Annotated in this window: 14 protein-coding genes; 3 read left to right on the forward strand and 11 right to left on the reverse strand. The window is 65.1% G+C overall.

The window, feature by feature from the left end:
- Nucleotides 1–89 precede the first annotated feature (89 nt).
- Both CLU86_RS16730 and CLU86_RS16735 read left to right on the forward strand, forming a co-directional pair.
- A complete protein-coding gene (locus CLU86_RS16730) occupies nt 90–749 on the forward strand; it encodes a Crp/Fnr family transcriptional regulator (protein ID WP_199173454.1) in 660 nt (219 codons plus the stop codon).
- A gap of 179 nt (nt 750–928) precedes the next feature.
- The gene (locus CLU86_RS16735) at nt 929–1630 is read left to right on the forward strand and encodes a Crp/Fnr family transcriptional regulator (protein ID WP_099742397.1); all 702 of its coding nucleotides are present in this window, start codon (nt 929–931) and stop codon (nt 1628–1630) included.
- A 127-nt stretch (nt 1631–1757) separates the two neighbouring features.
- On the opposite strand, the gene CLU86_RS16740 is transcribed toward CLU86_RS16735, so the two are convergent.
- From CLU86_RS16740 to CLU86_RS16785, 10 genes are all read right to left on the reverse strand, one after another.
- Nucleotides 1758–2345, reverse strand: a complete 588-nt coding sequence (locus CLU86_RS16740) for a BON domain-containing protein (RefSeq protein WP_099742398.1) — start codon at nt 2343–2345, stop codon at nt 1758–1760.
- Nucleotides 2346–2557: 212 nt separating this feature from the next.
- Nucleotides 2558–4255, reverse strand: coding sequence for an NAD(P)-binding protein (locus CLU86_RS16745; RefSeq protein WP_099742399.1), 1698 nt, complete (start codon nt 4253–4255; stop codon nt 2558–2560).
- A gap of 2 nt (nt 4256–4257) precedes the next feature.
- On the reverse strand, nt 4258–5250 hold the full coding sequence (locus tag CLU86_RS16750; protein WP_099742400.1) for a two-component system response regulator: 993 nt from the start codon (nt 5248–5250) through the stop codon (nt 4258–4260).
- Nucleotides 5247–9002 carry a PAS domain S-box protein gene (locus tag CLU86_RS16755; RefSeq protein ID WP_099743644.1) on the reverse strand — a complete coding sequence of 1252 codons (3756 nt, stop codon included), beginning with the start codon at nt 9000–9002 and terminating at the stop codon, nt 5247–5249. Before CLU86_RS16755 ends, CLU86_RS16750 begins: the two co-directional genes overlap by 4 nt.
- 261 nt (nt 9003–9263) lie before the next feature.
- Nucleotides 9264–10808: a polyamine aminopropyltransferase gene (locus tag CLU86_RS16760; RefSeq protein WP_099742401.1), complete on the reverse strand. Its 1545-nt coding sequence runs from the start codon at nt 10806–10808 to the stop codon at nt 9264–9266.
- Complete coding sequence (locus CLU86_RS16765) at nt 10808–11014, reverse strand: hypothetical protein (RefSeq protein ID WP_099657106.1); 207 nt, start codon at nt 11012–11014, stop codon at nt 10808–10810. The genes CLU86_RS16760 and CLU86_RS16765 overlap by 1 nt, the downstream gene beginning before the upstream one ends.
- Before the next feature lie 86 nt (nt 11015–11100).
- On the reverse strand, nt 11101–13134 hold the full coding sequence (locus CLU86_RS16770) for an RNA-binding domain-containing protein (protein WP_099742402.1): 2034 nt from the start codon (nt 13132–13134) through the stop codon (nt 11101–11103).
- Nucleotides 13135–13373: 239 nt separating this feature from the next.
- Nucleotides 13374–13595 carry a DUF350 domain-containing protein gene (locus CLU86_RS16775; RefSeq protein WP_099657108.1) on the reverse strand — a complete coding sequence of 74 codons (222 nt, stop codon included), beginning with the start codon at nt 13593–13595 and terminating at the stop codon, nt 13374–13376.
- Between the two features lie 57 nt (nt 13596–13652).
- Complete coding sequence (locus CLU86_RS16780; RefSeq protein WP_099742403.1) at nt 13653–15164, reverse strand: DUF4178 domain-containing protein; 1512 nt, start codon at nt 15162–15164, stop codon at nt 13653–13655.
- Between the two features lie 123 nt (nt 15165–15287).
- The gene (locus tag CLU86_RS16785; protein WP_099657110.1) at nt 15288–16328 is read right to left on the reverse strand and encodes an SPFH domain-containing protein; all 1041 of its coding nucleotides are present in this window, start codon (nt 16326–16328) and stop codon (nt 15288–15290) included.
- A gap of 251 nt (nt 16329–16579) precedes the next feature.
- On the opposite strand from CLU86_RS16785, the gene CLU86_RS16790 reads away from it, so the two are divergent.
- Nucleotides 16580–16834 (forward strand): DUF2061 domain-containing protein, encoded by a 255-nt coding sequence (locus CLU86_RS16790; protein WP_099657111.1) that lies wholly within the window; start codon nt 16580–16582, stop codon nt 16832–16834.
- 109 nt (nt 16835–16943) lie between these two features.
- Here the strand turns inward: CLU86_RS16790 and proX are convergent, their stop codons facing one another.
- Complete coding sequence (gene proX, locus CLU86_RS16795) at nt 16944–17990, reverse strand: glycine betaine/L-proline ABC transporter substrate-binding protein ProX (protein ID WP_099742404.1); 1047 nt, start codon at nt 17988–17990, stop codon at nt 16944–16946.
- Between the last annotated feature and the right edge of the window lie 77 nt (nt 17991–18067).

Below are 18067 nucleotides of genomic sequence, written 5' to 3' on the forward strand. Positions count from 1 at the left end.
GCCTCCTCACGACGACGAAGGGGCCCGCCATTCACGCCACCGATAACCCCCTGAACAACCGGCTGTTGGCCGCCCTGCCCCCAGCCGATATGCAACGCTGGCTGCCACTGCTGGAGCCTGTGGATTTGTCGCTCGGGCTGGTGCTGTACGAGTCCGGCGCGCACATGCCGTATGTGTACTTTCCCACCAGTGCCATCGTGTCGCTGCTGTATGTGCTGGAGAGCGGCGCATCGGCAGAGATTGCTGTGGTGGGCTTTGAAGGCGTGGTGGGCGTGTCGATTTTCATGGGCGGCGGCTCGACCCCTAGCCGGGCCGTGGTGCAAAGCGCCGGACGGGGCTACCGGCTCAGCGCCCAGGCCATCAAGGCGGAATTTGAGCGCTCGGGGCCCGTCATGCACCTGATGCTGCGTTACACCCAGGCCCTCATCACCCAGATGGCGCAAACCGCCGTGTGCAACCGCCACCACTCACTTGACCAGCAACTTTGTCGCTGGCTGCTGCTGAGCCTGGACCGGCTGCCAAGCAGCCAGCTGGTGATGACGCAAGAGCTGATCGCCAACATGCTGGGCGTGCGCCGAGAAGGGGTGACCGAAGCTGCCATGAAGCTGCAAAAGGCAGGCCTCATCAGCTACGCCCGGGGGCACATCAACGTGCGCAACCGCCCTGGCCTGGAGGCACGCACTTGCGAGTGCTACGAGGTGGTGAAAAAAGAGTACGACCGGCTGCTGCCCAAGGGAGTCGCCAGCTAGACCGCTGTGCGCACTGCGCTGTGTGCGGTATCAGACAGTCACACCCAACACAAGCGCCCACACTGAACGCAGACTGGCACGGCGTGCTGCCACCCCATCATGGAAGGGGCAGGCCACCGTGCCAGTCCTCAGGCTGCGGCCCCTTCGGACTGCGCTGATTCCTTTGTGAAGCGCACTGCATGCACCGCCCTGAAAACAAACTCCTTCGCCAACTGCCGCAGGCAGCACGCCAACAACTGCTGGGCCACTGCGAGATGTGCGAGCTGCCGCTGTCCACCGAGCTGAGTGTGCGCGGGCAGCCGCTGCGCCATGCTTACTTTCCCACCGAGGGCTTTTTGTCGCTGGTGATCGATGTAGAAAGCTACCCCGCGCTGGAAGTGGGCATGCTGGGGGCGGAAAGCATGCTGGGCTCTGAACTGGTGCTGGGGTTGGCCGCCACACCCTGGCGGGCGCTGGTGCAAGGCGCGGGCGCCGGCTGGCGCATTGAGGCCACTGACCTGCGCGCGCAATGCGATGCCCTGCCCGCCCTGCAAAAGCTGCTGCAGGCCTGCCTGCTGGTGCGGCTGCACCAGCAAACGCTGGCCGCTGCGTGCCAGCGCTACCACCTGATCGCACCGCGCCTGGCCCGCTGGCTGCTGATGAGCCAGGACCGCTCGCGCACCGAGACTTTTCACCTCACGCAAGAATTCATGGCCCTGATGCTGGGTGTGCGCCGCGTGGGGGTGACGGAGGCCGCCAGCCTGTTCCAGGACAGCGGACTGATCTCGTACCACCGGGGTGAACTGACCGTGCTCAACCGCAAGGCGCTGGAGGCCGAGGCTTGCAGTTGCTATGCGGCAGACAAGGGCATCTATCAGCGCCTGATGCACATGGGTGCGTAGGCGCTGGAGGGGATGGCGAGCAGAACACGTTGAATGGGAAGGGACGCGATGAGGAAGGGCTTGCAGGAGACACAGGATGGAAAGGGCCAATGCCTCCCCCTTGCCCCTTGCAGCCTCTTCTTCACACTCAAGGCTTGATGAGCAACTCGTCCTGGATGCTGCCGATGCCCAAAACGCGGTAGGCCAAGGCCCTCATGGGCGAAACCGTGGGGGTGTACGGCCGACCGCCAGCGTCGTCTGCAGCCAACGGGCTGCTGAGTGCGGGGAGGTCGTCGGGGGTGGCCTGCGCGGCTTCCACCCCTTCATCGTACCTGCCATAGTCCATCGCGGCGTAGGCGACGCCCGGAACGAAGATGAAACTACTCACCTTGTGCACGCCGCGCACGCTTTGGGCCACAAACACGGCCAAGTCGCGCTCGGTGGCATCGTCCACCCGCCCGCTGAGCAAGACCACGCCCTGGCGCACATCCACGCCAATGTAGGCACTGTTTTGCACGGGCGAGAGCAGCAGCGCCGCTTTCACACGCGAGGTAAGCACGCCGTCTTCCAGGTAGGCACCCGCCTGCGGGCTGACGGGCGCCCAGGCCGTGGCGGTGTCCACACGCTGGCAGCCCTGCAGGGCCAGCAAGGCCAGCACGCCACCGCAAAGTGCGGCTGAACCTACCTGCCCGCGCGAGCGGCGAAGGCGTTGGATATGGGGTATTTGGCGGCGCATGGAAATGACCCTCAGAAGGTGAAAGCCACCGAGCAGCAGCCTCTGCAGCCACTGTCTCACGCGGGGGCACCGCCGTCTGTTCGCAGGCGCACCATGGGTGCGTGCTACGCCACTGGAGCGCCGGCATCGCCACAGGGAAGTTGCAAACAAATTGCTATATTTTTAATAGCGTTTAGCGCTTTATTAGCAAGCGCCAGAGGGCTATTTCATCCCTAACCCCACAGCCCCGCCGCGTGCCCCCGCGTAAAGGCCTCTTCAAACACCGAGTAGCCCGACCAGTCGCTGTGCGCAAACGCCAGCCGCGCGGTGGCCGGGGTGGGGATGGGGCGCTGGCGCTCTCCATTCAATAGCAGCTTGCGCTTACTCTGCGCGCCCTGCAGCCCGATTTGGCTCAAAAACTGCTGTACCCCCGGCACGGGGATGGACATGGCGTGCCCGTAGCGGGTGACCTGCACGCGGGTGGCGCGCTGCAGCACGTCGGGGTGCGGGCCCGCCAGCGATGCCAGGGCCGCCCTGCCCCAATGTTCGGCGTTGTGAGTGGCCAGTTGCTGGCGCGCATCGGCCACATCGCCCAGGGCTTGGTAGCAGGTGAGCACGGTGGGGCCGGGGCGGGGGTCGAGCTTTTGGTGGGAGGCATCGACGTAGCCCAGGCCACCGGGGTTGGTGTCGCCGTAGATGACGTTGTCCCACGCCGGGGCGGCGCCGGGGCGGTCGGTCAGCGGCGCATTCAGGTGGATGTTGGTCACGGCCCAAGGCGCCCACTGCAGGCGCTGGGCGGCTTGCGCCAAAAACGCGGGGGGGCTTTGCACCACGCGGGCGGCCACGAACACGGGCAGCGCCACCACACAGCGCGGGGCCTGCCAGCGCTCTACGTTGCCCGTCTGGTGGTTGTAGGCGTCCACCTCCACGCCACGCCGGGTTTCGGCAATGCGCAGCACGCTGGTGGCGGTGCGCAGCTGGCCTGCGGCCTTCAGCGGTGCGACGAGCTGCTGCGTGAGCCAGCCATTGCCCTCGGGCCAGGTGAGCACGCCTTCGCGGTCTTCGGCCACGGCCTCGCCGGGTGCGTGAAAGCCGTGGCGGCTGGCAAAGTAGTGCAGCCCGGCCCAGGCCGACACGCGGGCGATGCCTGCGCCGTAGTCGTCGCGGCAGCAGTAGTCCAGGTACCAGCGCAGGTGTGCATCGTCCAGGCCTTGCTGCTGCAGCCATGCTTCCAAAGTCATAGCATCTAGCGCTTGATGGGCGGGCGCCATGCCGGTTTTTGCATTCAAAGCGGCAAACTGCGGCATGGTGAAGCGGGCGGCGCGGCTGGCGGCGTCTACCGCCTGGGCAAAGCGGCGGTATTGGGCGAGGGTGGATTCGCCCACGCCTTGCACGGGCAGCAGGCCTTCTTGCCACTCGTGCTCGAAGTACAGGCGCTCTTGCGGGCTGTGGCACAGGTGGCGGCCGCCCTCGCCGCCGTATTCCCAGCGCCCGGCCACGCGCTGGCGCAGGCCCAGTTCTTCGAGCAAGTCTTGCACCTCGGGCGCATCGTCGCCGGGCACGGGCAGGTAGTGCGCGCCCAGGGGGCAGGCCACGCCGTTGACGGCGCCGCCCCGGCTGTTGCCGCCTGCGGTGTCTTCCAGCTCCAGCAGGGCAAAGTCGTGCACCCCGGCCAGGCGCAGGCTGCGCGCGGCGGCCAGCCCCGCCACACCGCCCCCGGCGATGATGACCTGGGCACGGCGCACCACGGCGGGCTCAGGCAAGGTGCCCCGGGCCAGCAGGTCGCGCAGCGCGTGGCCACGCTCCATGTCGATGCCTGCAAAGGCGTATTCCAGCGCGGGCGGCGGGCTCTGGCAGCCGCTGAGCAGCGAGGCTGCAGACAGGCTGGCCACCGAGGCCGCAGCCCCGGTCACAAAGTGGCGTCGTTGCATGGTCAGTCGGCCCACTGGGCGCGGATCTCCAGCAGCTGGGGCAGCAGCGGGATGAACAGCGCCACCAGGGCCGGGTCAAAGTGCTTGCCCGCCTGGGCGGTGATGTGGTCCATGGCCTCTTGCACGGGCCAGGGCTCTTTGTAGGGGCGGCGGGTGGTGAGGGCGTCAAACACATCGGCCACGGCCACGATGCGGGCCGACAGCGGAATCGCCTCGCCCGCCAGGCCGTTGGGGTAGCCACTGCCGTCCCATTTTTCGTGGTGGGCCAGGGCAATTTCGCGGGCCAGTTGCAGCACGCCAGAGGGGTGCTGGCCAATGATCTCGGCCCCGATCTCGGGGTGGCGGCGCATGGTGTCCCACTCGCCTGCATCGAGCGGGCCGGGCTTGCGCAGCACGGCGTCGGGGATGCCGATCTTGCCTACGTCGTGCATGGGTGCGGCGTTGAGCAGGTCTTCGGCCCAGGCGGGGCTGCAGCCCGCCGCCAGCGCCAGCCGCTGGGCAAAGTGGCTCATGCGGATGACGTGCAGGCCGGTCTCGTTGTCCTTGTATTCGGCCGCGCGGCCCAGGCGCTGCACGATCTGCAGGCGGGTCTGGCGCAGCTCGTCCATGCGCACCAGCGACAAATGCGTGCGCACCCGTGCGCGCACCACGGGCGGGCTGACGGGCTTGGTGATGTAGTCCACCGCCCCCGCGTCAAAGCCCGCCGTCTCGTCCTGGCTGTCGCTCAGCGCGGTGATGAAGATCACGGGAATGTGGGCGGTGGCGGCGTCGGCCTTGAGGGCGTGGCACACGGCGTAGCCGTCCATGTGGGGCATCATGATGTCCAGCAGCACCAGGTCGGGCTGCTGCTCGCGCGCCACCTGCAGTGCGCGCTCGCCGTCGGTGGCAAACAGCAGGCGGTAGTCGGCCTGCAACACATGGCGCAGCACCTGCAGGTTGGTGGGCTCGTCGTCCACCAGCAGCAGACGGGGGCGCTGGTCAGGGGCCTGGTTCATGCGGGGGTCTCCGTGGGCTCGTCGATCCAGTGGGTGCGCAGCTGCTGCAGTTGCACCAGCGCCTGGTCAAAGTCAAAAGTATCGATCGCTTCCTGCAGCCGCTCCATGGCATCGCCGGGCAGCAGCTGCGCCAGCACGTCCAAAGGCGGCTGAGCCAATTCCGATCGTGCCAGAGCCTGGGCCAAGGCCTGCGCCGCCGCCAGGGCCTGCGCACGCTGCGCAGGCGCCAGCGGCGCGTGCTGGCCCACGCCGGGGGCGGGTGCGGCGGCGGCATCGGCCTCGCTGGCCAGGGCCTGCTGCACGGCCTGCATGGCGGCGGGCAGGGCGGCCACCAGCGGGACCAGGGCGGTGCGGTCCAGCGCGCGGGCGGCTTCCTCAATGCGCTGGGCCAGGGTTTGCAGCGGCACCAGCGCCAGGTTGGCCGCGGCCCCGCGCAGGCGGTGGGCCAGGGCCCGGGCGCTGTCCAGGTCGCGTTGGGCCACCAGGGCCTGCAGTGTTGCGGGGGTGGCCTCGTGCTCGCCCACCAGGCGCGCAATGGCGTCGCGCAGCAGCGCGCGCTGGCCCCACAGGCGGGTGCCGCGCTCCCAGTCGATGACGCCCTGCGCCTGGGGGGCAGGCGCCACTGCGGGGCTGCTGAGCGCCGCCGCTGCGGTCAGTGCGCCCCAGTCCGAGGCCGCATCGGGCTGCAGGTTGAGCACCCGTGCGATCTCGCGGAACAGCCGCGCGGGCTCCAGGGGCTTGCTGGCAAAGCCGTCCATGCCCGCCGCGCGGGCGTTGCGGCGGTCTTGCTCCAGCACGCTGGCCGACAAAGCGATCACCGGCACGGGCTTGCGGCGCTGCGCCTGCTCAAACGTGCGGATGCGGCGCGTGGCCTCCAGGCCGTCCATGCCGGGCATTTGCAGGTCCATCAGCACCACATCAAAGCGCCCCTGTGCATACGCCTGCACAGCCTCTTCGCCGTCACGCGCCACGGTGACCTGGTGGCGGCCACGGTGGAGTTGGATTTGCAGCAGTTCGATGTTGGCGGGCACGTCGTCCACGGCCAGCACGCGCAGTGGTGGCAATTGCGCCGCATGGCTGGGGGTGGCCACGGCCTCGGTGGCCTGGCCGGTGGGCAAGGGCAGGCGCACGGTGAACGTGGTGCCCACGCCCAGGGTGCTGCGCACGCCGATGGTGCCGCCCATCAGTTCGACCAGTTGGCGGGAGATGGTGGTGCCCAGCCCGGTGCCACCAAACTGGCGGGTGGTGGACGCATCGGCCTGCGCAAAGGGGTCGAAGATGCGGTCCAGGTGCTGGGCTGCGATGCCAATGCCGGTGTCCTCGACCTCCATCACCAGCGAGCCGTCCTGGTAGTCCAGCCGCAGCAGCACATGGCCTTGCTGGGTGAACTTGAGCGCGTTGCCCAGCAGGTTCAGCAGCACCTGCTGCAACCGCAGCGCGTCACCACGCAGGTAGGCGGGCACCTGCTCGGTGGCCAGGCACTGCAGCTCCAGCTGCTTCTTGGCGGCATGGATGCGCAGCGAAGCCAAAATCTGCTCGCACACTTCCTGCAGCGAGAAGTCGGCAATCTCCAGCTCGACCGCACCTTTTTCGAGCTTGGCGGTGTCCAGAATGTCGTTGAGCAGGCGCAGCATGGAGCGCGCCGCATGCTGCACCGTGCCCAGGTGGCGGCGCTGCTGGGGTTCCATGGGGGTGTCGAGCAGCGCTTCGGTGAAGCCAATGATGGCGTTCATGGGCGTGCGGATTTCATGGCTCATGTTGGCCAGAAAGGTGCTGCGCGCGGCAGCGGCCTGTTCGGCACGCTCCTTGGCGGCGCGCAGCTCTTGCTCCATGGCGCGGCGCTCGCTCAGGTCGGTGGCAAATTTCACCACCTTGAAGGGCTGGCCCTGCGCATCGAAGATGGGGTTGTAGGTGGCCTGGATCCAGATGCGCCGCCCGCCTTTGCCCAGGCGCTGGTACTCGCCACCGTCCAGCTTGCCATCGCGCAGTTGCTGCCAGAACTCGGTGTAGGCGGCGCTTTGCGCATAGGCCGGCTCGCAGAACATGCGGTGGTGCTGGCCCACGATTTCGTCCAGCCGGTAGCCCATGAGTTCACGAAAATTGGCATTGGCCGTGAGCACGTTGCCTTGCAGGTCGAACTCCACCACCGCCAGGGCGCGGTCAATGGCGCGCACGGTGCTTTCAAACTCGGCGTTGCGCTCTTTGAAGACCGTCATGTCCATGATCACGCCGTCGATCCACTGCACCTCGCCATCGTCGCCCACCACGGGGCGGCCGCTTTCAGACACCGAGCGCACACGGCCCTGGCGGTCCAGCAGGCGAAATTCGACGTGGTAGGGCCGACGCTGCGCGATGGCGGCCGACACTTCTTCCCACAGGCGGGGCACTTCTTCGGGCAAGGTGAGCTGCGTGAAGTTGACGCGCCCCTCCAGAAAGTCCTGCGGCTGCCAGCCGGTCAGGGCCGTCACGGCATCGCTGATGAACAGCATGGTCCAGTCCGCGTCGTAGCTGCAGCGAAACGTCACCCCGGGGATATTGCCCATCAAGGAGCGCAGGCGCTGTTCGCTGCGTTGCAGCTCTTGCTCCATGGCACGGCGCTGGCTCAGATCGCCAATGAAGCCCACAAACACCGGGTCACCATCGAGCCGCACGCGCCCCACCGACAGGCGGATGGGCACGGTGCTGCCATCGCGCCGCAGGGCCTGCACCTCGCGGCTGCTGGAGCCCACAATGCTGCCGCCCTGGCCGCGGAGGTAGCGCTGCAGGTACCCATCGTGGCGCGAGCGGTCGGGCTCGGGCATGAGCATGGACACGTTCTGCCCCACCACTTCGCTGGGGTGCCAGCCCAGGATGCGCTCGGCCGCCGCATTGAACGACTGCACCAGCCCCCGCGCGTCGATCATCACGATGCCGTCTGCTGCGGTGTCGGCAATGGCCCGCAGGCGCGATTCGCTCTGGCGCACCTTCATGAACATCTGGCGGTAGCGCAGGCCAGCGTTGATGGCGACCACCAGCAGCCCGATGACCACCGCCACGCCCGCAATGGCCAGCGCCAGCGGCGTGCTTCCGGCGGAGGCTGCCAGCAGTTCCGGTTCGTCCGGGGCGTCGATGAAGCGCAGGGCGGCCATGCCGGTGTAGTGCATGCCCGCAATCGCCAGGCCCATCACCGCGCCCGCCGCCCAGTTCAGGCGCTGCCTGCGCCAGCGCACCGCGCGCTCCAGCCCAAAGCGCACCCACAGCGCCACAATGGCCAGCAGCACCGCCACCAGCACCGATGCGGCAAAGCCCCAAGGGTCATAGCGCATGACGGGGGCCCACTCCGATGCCGCCATGCCGATGTAGTGCATGGCCCCAATGCCCGCACCCACAAACACCCCACCCGCCACCAGCGCCATGCGGCCCACCTCACGGCGCATCAACAGCCCCAGCGCCACCCACGAAGCCAGCACGCTGGGCAGCATGGACAGCACGGTGGTCACCGCATCGAACCGCCCCCGGGCGCACACCGCAAAGGCCAGCATGCCAATGAAGTGCATGGACCAAATGCCTCCGCCCAGCGCCAGGGCCCCCGAGCCCCGGGCCAGTTGCCGGGTGAACCCCACATCGGCCCGGCGCGCCAGGGCGGCCATTTGCAGCGCCAGCACCGAGGCCAGCATCGCCATCGCCACCGACAGCGCCACCAGCCAGGGGTTGTGCTGCGCCCATAGCAAGGGATAGGCCTGCGCTTTGCTGATGAAAAATTGGTCCAGCATGGAATCCACCTGTGTGATCGGAGCCTGGTGCGGCGAACAAAACCCAGCAAGGCAGCCTGGGCCAAGCGCCGTTGCTGGCCAGTCCTGCGCAGCAGAGCGGCGCCATGGCGCCAGGGGCGTTTTGTGAACCGCGCCCAAGGCGCTTGTTTCCAGCGGTTACCGCCTGTTTTTTGGCATGGTAGCGGGAATAACTGCACCGCATCGACAAAGCCTGAGCGCCCCACGTGAACACGGCGCGGTGTACACGCCGGGCAGCCAGGCTCAGTGCGCCACCACCTTGCCCCACTCGCGCTCGTAGGTGTGCACCAGCACCTGGTTGGACAGGCGGTTGACCTCGGCAGGCACACGCGCCATGTCCAGCGGAAAGTCAAAGAGCAGCGGCAACGTTTGCGGGCTCAGGAACTGCAAGCCACCGGGCAGCGCATCGGGCATGCGCCAGGGGCGGCGGCTGGCCAGCACGTAGCCCCACTCGCCAAAGCTGGGCACATGGGCGTGGTAAGGCGCCGTGCGCAGGCCCACCGATTCGATGGTGCTCACCACCGTCCAAAAACTCTGGCGCGCCACCAGGGGCGAGGTGGTTTGCACCACGGCGTAGCCGCTGGCCGACAGGCGCTTGTCCAGCAGCGAATAGAAACTGTTGGTGTAGAGCTTGCCGATGGAGAAGTTAGTGGGGTCAGGAAAGTCCACCACGATCACGTCAAAAGTGTCTTCGCCTTGCTGCAGCCACTGAAAGGCGTCGGTGTTGACGATGTGCACCTTGGGGTTCTTCAACGCGCCGCCGTTCAGCCGCGCCAGTGTGGGGTGCTCGGTGAAGGTGCGGGTCATGGCCGGGTCCAGCTCCACCAGCGTGACGGATTCGACCGAGGGGTATTTGAGAATCTCGCGCACCGCCATGCCGTCCCCGCCGCCCAGCACGGCCACGCGCTTCGGACGGCCGTGCGCCGCCATCGCCGGGTGCACCAGGGCCTCGTGGTAGCGGTACTCATCACGCTCGGCAAACTGCAGGTTGCCATTGAGGAACAGCCGGTGCCCCGCCTTGCCTTGGGTGACCACAATGCGCTGGTAGGGCGATGCGGTGCTGTAGACCACGCGGTCCTGGTAGAACTTGTCTTCGGCCAGGGTGGTGATGTGGTCCGCCCCGGCAAAGCCCGCCAGCAGCGCCAGCAGCACCATCACGCAGGCCACCGCATGCGCGCGCAGGCGCCGCAGCTCGGCACGGAACAACCACACCGCCCACAGCGCCACGGCTGCGTTCATCAGCCCAAACAGCAGCCCTGTGCGGATGAGCCCCAGGTGCGGCACCAGCAGCAGCGGAAAGGCCATGGACACGGCCAGTGCGCCCAGGTAGTCGAACGTGAGCACCTGCGACACCAGGTCCTTGAGGGCGGTGTTGCGCTTCAAGATGCGCATGACCAGCGGAATCTCCAACCCCACCAGCGTGCCCACCATGAGCACCATGCCGTACAGCAAAAACCGAAAGGCCCCCGGCGCATACGCATTGGCCAGGAACAGCGTGGCGGGCAGTGCCCCGCCGATCAGCGCCACCAGCAGCTCAATGCGCAAAAAATGCGCGGGCAGCTGCCGCTCAAAGTACCGCGACAACCACGACCCCACGCCCATGGCAAACAGGTAGGTGCCGATGATGGTGGAGAACTGCAACACCGAATCGCCCAGCACATACGACGCCAGCGCCCCCGCCGCCAGCTCGTACAGCAGGCCACAGGCCGCCACCACGAAGACGCTGATGAGCAGGGCAATGTCGATGGGGCGGGGAGCCTGCTGGGGAGTGGAGGTCGCAATTGCCATCACGCCAACCACGCTTCATCCAATATCTGGGCTTGCTGCACCTCCAGCCGCCCTCCCCGGTCCGGGGCCTCGCAGATCTTCCTGGCCATATGCTTCTGTTCTGCCGTCACCTGTGCGGTCTCAACGGACGGGTTCAGGCTCAGGTGGATGTTCACCAAGTCTTGCCACCAGACCAGGGGCTTTCGTTCATGCAGGTCTTCTGTCATTGACGTCCTTCTGGCCGATATGTGTACCAAAACAAGGCTGTTTATGCACTCGAACCCTCACAGGGAGAGAAAGTGCCATTGCTTGGTCATGAGCGGTGCGAGCCCTTGCTACCGACCTCTGCGGTGCGATAAGACTGCATTTCGTGGGTGGGCGTACCCGGGAAGGCACGCAGGATGCGGTTGTCTTTGACCAGCGCGTCCAGGTAGCCTTTGCGCAGGCCGTCCACATTCCTGCTGAGCAACTCAGCAAGAACACTCAGACGGACATAGCGTCCATCACATACCGCCAGGATGACGGAAATCATGCTATCTCTATCCAATCGCGCCTTTTTCCTCGGTAAAGTCGCGCGCTGCAACAATTCGCTGCGCAGTAGAGGGGTCAGTTCGGACAGCGCGTCCACCACGGGTGCGTCCAGCAGCGGAGAGATCAAGCACCCATTTTCGTCGCGGCTCGCTGGTCCGAAGCCCGCATCAGTCGAATCATTTCCCCCATCGGCCGGGTTTACCCCGTTACTCCCAAAGCTGTCCTCGCTACTCCCAGAGCTACCCGCGTTACTACCGAAGCTCGGCTCGCTACTACCAGAGCTCTCCAAGAACGCGAACACCTGCTCCGGGGAAACCGGCGCTGCACCCGGCAGGTGGTAGACCTTGCCCTTGGATTGCCCCTGAGACAGCAACATTCCATCGCGCTCCAGCCGAGCGAGCGCCCGGCTCAGATCATGTGGGTGGTCCGTGCAAATCTCGGCCATGCGGGCGTGGTTCACCACGCGTTCAATCATGGCTGTGGCCAAAATGACCCTGCCCAATGCATCCACTTGGTCAAATGCCGCTCCGAACCGGGCGCGCAATGCCTCCAGCACAGGCTCAGGCAGCAAATCGAGCATGTGCAACTCCAGCAGAGTTTGTTCTGGGACATCCTTTTCACGCAACAAGGGCTGGCGCCAATGCCGACTTTGCCAGCCGCTAAAAATCTTGGGCATGCCCGAGCCACCACGCTCTCCCAGGCCAATCAACAAAAACATCTGATGCAGGATGCGATTGCGGCAATCGCTCTCGCCACCCCGGATCACCTGCTCCAGCGGCAATCTCAAACCACCGGGGTTTCGAAAGCCAAACATATCCGGCCGCTTGACCACCAGCACGGACACCCGCCCCGTATAGTCTGCATGCACCAGCGTGTTGACCAGCGCCTCGCGCAGGGCCACATGCACCGGCGTATCGTCTTGACGCTGCCCATCCTTCAAGCCAAAAGGCACCTTCAGGTCTGCTACCAGCTTGCGGTACACCCGGCGGTAAAAATCAAACAGATTGCCTGACCAGGTGCCATCTGGCACCAATCGGTCCACCCAGCGCAGCTCTGTCTTGGCCTCTGGCCGCTCCTGGTAGTCCACAAAATAGTGCGGCACCGCCTCCTGAATGGCCGACCAGCGGCCAAACATCAGCAAACCAGCCAGTGTCAATCCTTCCACACCGGTGGCCCGGTCAAGGCGCCAACCGCGCAGGCTCTGCATCAAGGCAAAGTCGTCCTGTTCCAGGTACGGATGGCCGGGCTTTTCGTCCTTGAGCATCTGGCGGTAGATGCGCAGGCTCTCCATGTCGACATCATCCATGCCAAAGTGCGGCAGGATGCGGGCATCCCGTTCATCTTCTACCTGCTCTGCCAGCATGCGCTTGACGGTTTCCTCATCGCAAAGCCGGTCGCCATCGTTGAGCCGCTTGTAGGTGTGCTCCAAAGGTTGGTTGTGGAGGAAAACAGGCCGCTGCTTGCGCGTGGCCTGGGGGATGCGAACCAGCACCACCGTTTTTCCCTGCAACACCAGTTCCTGCACATCGGCATCGGCCAACAAATTGACGCTGACCTTACCCGGATTGTTGAGATTGTTGAACAGGTCAGCCCGCACCTTCGCCGGGTTGGGGATACCCGCGATAGAAAATACCCCATCCTTCTCGCGAACTCCCAACAGCACCGCGCCCCCATGGGCGTTGGCCATGGCCGAGTAGGTGGGCCAGAAATCCTTGGGCACCTCGCCCTGGCCATTTTGACCTTGGGCCAGCTTGCATTCCAGCTCCACCGTTTCGCGCAGCAGGGCCAGATCTTCAAACGAGGTGGGCGAGAACATCAAACGGGTTCCTGGTTCAGGTTATCTGATTCAAATGGAATGCTATCGCTTGCTGGACAAACACAAATCGTCGGCAAATACGGGCATTCATGCGTACATCGCGCTTCGCCCAGCGCGGCTTCAATGTCGGCGCTCAAGAAAATAAAAGAAGCGGGCTGCCCGCATACGAGGACAGCCCGTTGGGGTCGGCCAGGGCATTCACCACACCGTTGGCGGCACAAGGCAGCCGACGGGAGGCGTCAATGGATCGCTGCCGCCACGATGATGCTGATGCCCAGGCACATGGCGGCCACCACCAAGCCCAGGGCCTGGTTCTGCTTTTCCACGATTTCGCGCCACAGGTCGTAGGGGGTGATCTTGTCCACCACGATGAAGCAGACCCAGAAGATGACGACGCCGATGAGTGCGTAGAGGATGGACCCGAGGAACGCTGCGGGCTTGAGCCATTCGATTCCGACCATGGTGGTTGCTCCTTGAAAAGAGGGAAAGACTGAGAGTTTGGGAATGACTGCCGCAGGCTACTTGTGCCCGCCGCCGGAGGAATACCCGCCGTACGAGCCGCCCGAGCTGCGGTAGCCCGATGAGGAGCAGTTCTCGACCCGTGGGTCGCAGCTGGAGCAGCGGCTCATGAGGATGAGCACGATGATGATGACCACCGCGATGAGGATGATGGTGCCGCAGCCCATGCCCGACTTGGCCACGAAGGGGCCGGTGTCGTCACGCTGGAGCACGTCCTTCTTGTCGTCGAGCTTGAAGGCCTTGGCCACCGTGTCGCTGCTGAGCTTGTCGCCCGACGACCAGGTGATTTCGTTGGCGCTTTGCTCCAGCGACAGCAGGCCCTTGCTGCTGGCGAAGTCGCGGTTGGAGGTTTTCTGGCCCCGGCTCACTTGCCAGTAGAACTCGCCCAGCACGTAGGTGGTTTCAGCCTCGTAGGTGTATTTGAGGTCGTACTTGGTGCCCATGTACGTGGCCGTGCGGCCACTGGAGGCCAGCTGCGGCGCGCCGGTGGTGGGGCGCACCATGCTCCAGCCCTCTTCGGAGTCGACCAGGAACGCGAAGCCGCGCTTTTGGTTGTAGAGCAGGTACTCGCTCCAGCCAAAGTGCTCGTCGTCGCCAGGCTCCACGCCCATGCGGTGCTGAAAGCCCACCACCTGCCAGTGCACGCCCTGCAGCTGCCCTTTGGTGCCCAGCGGGATGATGGGCTGCACGGGCTCGTCCTGCACCGCAGCGCGCAGCTCGCCGCCCACGCCACTGTCCAGGTTGATGAGGCTGGCGCACGAGCCGCAGGTGAGGCTTTTGGTGGTGGACAGCTGCACCTGCACCGGCGCGCCGCAGTGCGGGCAGTTGAACTGGCGGCCTTTTTCTTCTTTGGCCGATTCGTCCTTGAGGCCTTGCAGTTGCAGGTCTTCGAGCAGCACCGAGGTGCCGCGTTCCACATTGGGCGGCGTGTGGCCGTAGTCGATGCTGAGCACTTCGCCATCGGCGCTGCGCAGCTCCACCATGTCAAACGGCTGGCCCAGGGGCGGCAGTTTGGGCAGCTCGCCCTGGGCCGACAACAGCTGCGCGCTGCCACTGAAGGCCACGCTGTAGCTTTTGCCGTTGATGGCCGTGGTGGCCCCCAGGCGAAAGCGGCTGGCCTCGGGCAGCTCACGGCCCGGGTTGATCTTGCGGGTGAAGACGTAGGCGCCGTTGTCTTCGCCCAGGCTGGCCATGGTGCCGTCTTGCAAAAACGCCACCCACTCGGTCCAGACCCCGGCCTCGGTTTTGTACTGCAGCCGCCCGATCAGGGTGAAGGGCTGCTCTTTGCCATCGAGCTTGGCGCGCCCGCTGGCCATGAGCTGCAGCGGGCTGTGATCGTCGAACAGCTCGGCCATCTTGCCCAGGCGCGTGAGCACGTCGCCGCTGCGCACCACGGTGCTTTGGCAGTAGCCGCACACGGCGTGCGTGGATTGCGCGCTCTTGAATTCCACCGGCGCGCCGCAGCCGGGGCAAGGGGCGCGGTAGGCGCGCTGGGTTGGGTCTGTGGCCATGGGCAGGCGATGGGAAGGCGGTGAGCGAGTAGGCGTCACCTGCGAACAAGGGCTGAAGGCAAAAAATGCCTCCAGCCCTCATTCAACAAGCGCGAGCAGCTATTGATTCAATAGCAAATCCGGTCAGACCAGCTTTTTCAGCAGCTCTGCCTTCTTGGCGTCGAACTCTTCCTGCGTGAGGATGCCCTTGGCCTTGAGGTCGCCCAGCTTTTCCAGCGTGGCCATCACCTCGTCGGGGCGCACGCCTGCGGGTGCTGCGGGCACTGGCGCGGCCTGGGCGCCGCCGCCTTGCAGGCCCTGCTGCAGGTTTTGCGCCAGCACCTGGCCCAGCGCCACGCCCGCGCCCAGGCCCATGGCGTCGCCCGCAATGCCACCGCCATTGCCCGCACCTTCGGCAAATTTGGGGATGGCTTGCGCCGTCTGGTACTGCATGAACTTGGCCATGTCGTTGCCGACCATGCCCATGCCGATCTTCTGGTCGAGGATCTTTTGCAGCTCTTCGGGCAGCGACACGTTCTGCACGGTCATGGCTTCGAGCAACAGACCGATCTTGGCAAAGGCGGGTTGCAGCTCTTTGGCCAGCGCGTCGGCAAACGCAATCTGGTTGGCCGCCAAATCCAGGAACGGCAGGCCGCTGCTGGCGATGGCGTTGCTGATGTTTTGCAGCACCAGGCCACGCAGTTGGCCGTCCACTTCGGCCACGGTGTATGCCTCGCGGGTGCCAGAGATTTCGGTGTGGAACAGCTTGGGGTCGGCCACGCGGAAGGCGTAGTTACCGAAGGCGCGCAGGCGCACGGCACCGAAGTCCTTGTCGCGAATGGTGATCGGCTGGGGCGTGCCCCACTTCTGGTCGATCTGCTGGCGGGTGCTGAAGAAGTAGACATCGCTCTTGAAGGGCGACTCAAAGAGCTTGTCCCAGTTCTTCAGGTAGGTCAGGACGGGCAGCGTCTGCGTGGTGAGCTTGTGCGTGCCGGGGCCAAACACGTCGGCCACTTTGCCTTCGTTGACGAAGAGCGCCATCTGCGACTCGCGAACGATGAGCGTGCCCCCGTTCTGGATTTCCATGTCGCGCATCGGGAAGCGCCACGCCAGGGTGCCGTCGCTGTCTTCAGTCCACTGGATGATGTCAATGAACTGTTTCTTGATGAAGTCCATCAGGGCCATGTGTGCTCCCAGTAGCGCTTGCGCGCCTGCGCTGTTGAAAAGACAACCATCATAGCAACGGGGGTGTTGCGAAGAAAGAGCACGCGGCGTGTGGATTTAGGGCATGCGGCAACACGGCATTGCAGGGCCATTACGCCCGCTTATTCATAGTGACTATCTTTTGTTTAGCCAATGCCAATTGGTGTTTGCTATTGAGAATGCCTACCATTTGAACCAGTCCCCACAGCACACCGTCCCTCAAGGAGCCCGCCATGTCCCACATCCGCCGCATCGCCCGCCAGAACAAGACCATGCTCATGAAGACGGGCAGCTACTACCTCATCCACATTGGTGTCGCAGCCATGGTCGCCTATGTCGTCACGGGCAATTTGCTCGCGTCGCTCACGCTGAGTTTGCTGGAGCCTACGGTGCAGGCGGTGGCCTTCTTCTTTCACGAAAAGGCCTGGGCACGCAGGCAGAACGCGCCAATGACGCAAGCCGCCCCAACCGCCCCAGCAGCAGCCTGACCCGTGCGGAGCACCACCATGGCACGCACCCACTGGAATGACTTTGCAGGCTGGCTCATGCAGCACCTGGCCGATCAGGCGCGCTGCAGCGCCTGAGTCCTCCTAACGCCTAACGCGCCGCCGCCAGCGCCTGCGCCACCCACGCATCAAAGGTTTTTTGGTGGGCCTGGATCCACCCCTTCACATGGCGCTCAATGTCTTGGGGTTTGTTCTCGCCATCGCGCATGCGCAGGTTCTGTGCGTTGACATCCGACACCGGCAATTGCATGACTTCAAAGAGCTTGGCCGCAGCGGGGTTCTTTTGGGCAAAGGCCTTGTTGGCCACGATGCGCTGGGTGTTGACCGTGAAGCCAAAGTCCTTCCCATCCGGCAGCTTGGTGCTGAGCTTGGCTTGATCGCCCGGCAAGGAGGAGTGCGGCACCTGCAGCCAGACCACATCTTTGCCAGGCTGCAGCACACCGCTGACCCAGTAGGGCGTCCAGGTGTAGTACAGGATGGGCTGGCCTTGCTTGTAGCGCGCGATGGTGTCCGCAATCAGCGCGGCGTAGCTGCCCTGATTGTGTGTGACGGTGTCGCGCAGCTTGTAGGCGGTGAGTTGGTGCTCAATGACCAGCTCGCAACCCCAGCCAGGGTTGCACCCGGTCAAATCGGCTTTGCCGTCGCCATTGGTGTCGAACAGCTTGGCCAGCGCCGGATCGGACAGCTGTGAGATGTGGGTGATTTTGTATTGGTCCGCCGTCTTCTTGTCGATGAGGTAGCCCTGCAAAGAGTGGCGCACATAAGCCCCCTGCCGCCACAGTTTGTCATCGCCCCCCGCGTTGCGATAGAAGTCGGCATGCAGCGGGTCCCAATGGGTGGCCATGAAGGTCGCATCGCCGTTGGCCAGGGCCAGATGCCCGGTTGCGTATTCGGTCTCTTGGGGGGCTTTCACGGTGTAGCCCAGCGTCTCCAGCGCTTTGGCAACCAGCACGGTCTGAAACGCCTCCTCTGCGATAGAACTCTGAATGGGTTGGACCGTGGTGCCCTTACCAGGCAGCAGCCCCTGGGCCTGCGCCGCACCCGCCAAGCCCAGCGAGAGGACACCCACAGACAGCGCCGCCGCCAAGCGGTTACGGGTTAGGCGGTACACACCTGCCATCAAATTTTGGGGGTGCATGAAATAGCTCCTTCACGGTGAATGAATGCAAAAGGCCTGCGTGCCCGTTGTGGCAACGAGCACGCACGGCGGGGAAG

The organism is Acidovorax sp. 62, from assembly GCF_002754495.1.
In the GTDB taxonomy this organism is placed as follows: Bacteria; Pseudomonadota; Gammaproteobacteria; order Burkholderiales; family Burkholderiaceae_C; genus Acidovorax.